Annotated in this window: 5 protein-coding genes; all 5 read left to right on the forward strand. The window is 55.8% G+C overall.

Going from position 1 to position 3,125, the window contains the following annotated elements; all coding sequences use genetic code 11:
- On the forward strand, positions 1–153 hold a 153-nt coding region (locus tag ABJQ89_RS01770), incomplete at its 5' end, for a DUF2182 domain-containing protein (RefSeq protein ID WP_348494564.1).
- A 3-nt stretch (positions 154–156) separates the two neighbouring features.
- Positions 157–864, forward strand: a complete 708-nt coding sequence (locus ABJQ89_RS01775) for a DUF1326 domain-containing protein (RefSeq protein WP_348494560.1) — start codon at positions 157–159, stop codon at positions 862–864.
- Positions 861–1,370: a DinB family protein gene (locus tag ABJQ89_RS01780; protein WP_348494561.1), complete on the forward strand. Its 510-nt coding sequence runs from the start codon at positions 861–863 to the stop codon at positions 1,368–1,370. The genes ABJQ89_RS01775 and ABJQ89_RS01780 overlap by 4 nt, the downstream gene beginning before the upstream one ends.
- Positions 1,371–1,376: 6 nt before the next feature.
- Positions 1,377–2,480 (forward strand): dimethylsulfoniopropionate demethylase, encoded by a 1,104-nt coding sequence (locus ABJQ89_RS01785; protein ID WP_348494562.1) that lies wholly within the window; start codon positions 1,377–1,379, stop codon positions 2,478–2,480.
- Positions 2,481–2,546: 66 nt separating this feature from the next.
- A partial coding sequence (locus tag ABJQ89_RS01790; protein ID WP_348494563.1) for an alcohol dehydrogenase catalytic domain-containing protein occupies positions 2,547–3,125 on the forward strand: 579 nt, incomplete at its 3' end.

Here is a 3,125-nt window from a genome sequence, read left to right on the forward strand (position 1 = left end):
GTGATGAGCCTGCTATGGATGGGGCTCGCTACGTTTTTCATGGTGATCGAAAAATTACCGCAAATCGGACATTACGTCACAAAACCAATGGGGGCGGCTTTGATCGCTGCCGGAGCGCTCGTGTTGCTCTGGACCCCGCTATTCGGAGGATAAACCATGGCCGTAAAGAGAAGACCTGACGCGGATCGCTTGCCGATCAGCCAACGGATCGATAGCCGCATGAGCAACCCGAAACGTCGAACGGCAACGCCGACGGATTGGGCGATCAAGGGCGAATTGTTCCTGAACTGCTCGTGCGAATTGTTCTGCCCCTGCGTGGTCAGCCTTGGCGCGCATCCTCCCACGGAAGGGCACTGCAACGCATGGATGGCGATTGCGATTGATGAAGGCCACTATGAGGGCGAAGACCTCAGTGGTTTGAACGTGGGTCTCATGGTCGAAATCCCCGGCAAGATGGCCGAGGGCGGCTGGAAGGTCGCCGCTTATGTCGATGATCGTGCTTCTGGCAAAGCCTACAACGGCATCTTGCAAATCTTCAGCGGTGCGGCTGGCGGTACAACGGGCCTCTTCACGATGCTCGTCAGCGATATCGTCAATGCTGAGCGCGAGAAGGTCGAAATCGTGCGCGATGGCAAGAAGCGCGGGCTCTATATTGGCCGCAAAATCCAAGGCGAAATCGAGATGATTGAAGGCTCTAGCCCAGATCATCCTGTGATGATTTCCAACTCCAAATATTGGATGGGTCCAGACATCATCGCTGCGAAAGGCATCAAATCCAAAGTGCGTGACTTTGGCCGCATCTGGGACTTTGGCGGCAAATCCGCCGAGATTTGCCCGATCGATTGGAGCGGCGCAAAGAAATGATCACACCTGAATATTGCCAATTGATGGCGCGCTACAACCGCTGGCAAAACGAGGAACTTCGAAAGTCCTTGGAGACGCTTTCAGAAGCGGATCTGACTGCGGAGCGCGGCGCGTTTTTTGGATCGATATTCAAGACTGTGAACCATCTTTTGTGGGGCGACACACTGTGGATTTCGCGTTTCGACGGGGGGGATTGCCCCGTCGGAACTGATCTGACCAAAACAGATACCACAGTGATGTGCAAAGACCTGGCCGAATGGTCACTGGCGCGTTTTCAAACAGATGCGCGATTTGTGAACTGGGCCAAATCGGTGTCTCACATTGATCTATCGGGTGATCTGACGTGGTTTTCTGGATCGATCCAACGAGACGTCAGCAAGCCTAAAGGCGCCTGTATCGCGCATATGTTTAATCATCAAACCCATCATCGCGGCCAAGTTCACGCGATGCTCGGGGCGGCGGGAGCGCCGATGTATACCACTGACCTTCCATTTCTACCGGAGTAGCTGATTATGGCTCTGATCTCTCCTTCACGACGTTTGCGGCGTACACCTTTCTCTGAAGGGGTCGAAGCGGCAGGCGTCAAAGCCTATACGGTGTATAACCACATGCTTTTGCCGACCGTGTTCCGCTCGGTCGAGGAGGATTATCACCATCTGAAATCTGCCGTGCAGGTGTGGGATGTTGCGGTAGAGCGGCAAGTGGAGCTGCGCGGCCCCGATGCAGGGCGTTTGATGCAGATGCTGACACCGCGTGACCTGCGCGGGATGATGCCGGGGCAGTGCTACTATGTGCCAATCGTCGATGAAACGGGCGGGATGCTCAATGATCCTGTGGCGTTGAAACTGGCGGAAGATCGCTGGTGGATTTCCATCGCCGACAGCGATTTGTTGTTTTGGGTCAAGGGGATCGCTTACGGATATCGCCTTGATGTCTTGGTGGATGAACCAGATATTTCGCCTCTCGCTGTCCAAGGTCCGAAGTCCGATGAGTTGATGGCGCGGGTCTTTGGCGACGCCGTGCGCGATGTGAAATTCTTCCGCTTTGGTTGGTTCGACTTTAAGGGTCGCTCCATGGCGGTTGCGCGCTCTGGCTATTCCAAGCAGGGCGGTTTTGAGATTTATGTCGATGGCGCTGACATGGGTATGCCCTTATGGAATGCGCTGATGGAAGCGGGCAAAGATCTGGACGTGCATGCGGGGTGCCCCAATGGCATCGAGCGGATTGAAGGCGGTTTGCTGAGCTACGGCAACGATATGACCGACGAGAATACGCCGCATGAATGTGGGCTGGGCCGGTTCTGCAATACCTCAACGGCCATTGGTTGCGTCGGGCGCGATGCCCTGTTGCGGGTGTCGCAAGAAGGCCCCGTGCGGCAGGTGCGCGCGATTGAAATACATGGGGATGCGGTTCCCGGATGCGATCGGCTTTGGCCATTAATGGCGGGTGATCGGCAAGTGGGGCATGTGTCCTCAGCCGCTTATTCACCTGATTTTGTGACTAATGTTGGCGTTGGAATGGTGCGCATGACCCATTGGGACGAAGGGACTGAACTGGACGTTGTAACGCCCACAGGTGTGCAGCCAGTCACTGTTAAAGAGACGTTTTGGATTTAATCACTCGCGGGACGGGGGCCAGCCCCCGAACCCCCGAAGTTTACTTGGAAAGATGAAGGGAAGCCCATGTTTAATGCGCTCGTTGTTAATAAGAATGAAGACGGAAAGACCAGTGCTGCGGTAGAGCAGATCGATCTGGATGCATTGCCAGCCGGTGATGTGACGGTTGCGGTGGAATATTCCACGGTGAACTACAAAGATGGTCTGTGCATCGGTCCGGGCGGCGGTTTGGTACGCAATTATCCGCATGTTCCGGGCATCGATTTCGCGGGCACGGTCGAGGCATCAGATGATCCACGCTACAAGGCCGGCGACAAGGTCGTTTTGACAGGTTGGCGCGTTGGTGAGGCGCATTGGGGCGGCTATGCGCAAAAAGCGCGCGTGAAGGCGGATTGGCTGGTGCCACTGCCGAGCGGTTTGGACACGCGCCAAGCGATGGCTGTTGGAACAGCCGGTTTCACAGCGATGTTGTCTGTGATGGCGCTGGAAGATCATGGCATCAAAGACGGTCCTGTGCTGGTTACAGGTGCTGCAGGTGGTGTTGGCTCTGTCGCGACGGCCATTCTGGCCAATCTTGGTCATAAGGTGGCAGGCGTCACAGGTCGCCCTGAAACGGCGGACTATCTAACGGGCCTCGGTGCATCG

Source organism: Planktotalea sp. (assembly GCF_039984035.1).
Lineage (GTDB): Bacteria > Pseudomonadota > Alphaproteobacteria > Rhodobacterales > Rhodobacteraceae > Planktotalea.

What these genes read in the sequence shown, in the direction of transcription:
- ABJQ89_RS01780 (WP_348494561.1), top strand. Translation starts at nt 861, where the DNA reads ATGATCACACCTGAATATTGCCAATTGATGGCGCGCTACAACCGCTGG.
- ABJQ89_RS01785 (WP_348494562.1), top strand. Translation starts at nt 1,377, where the DNA reads ATGGCTCTGATCTCTCCTTCACGACGTTTGCGGCGTACACCTTTCTCT.
- ABJQ89_RS01775 (WP_348494560.1), top strand. Translation starts at nt 157, where the DNA reads ATGGCCGTAAAGAGAAGACCTGACGCGGATCGCTTGCCGATCAGCCAA.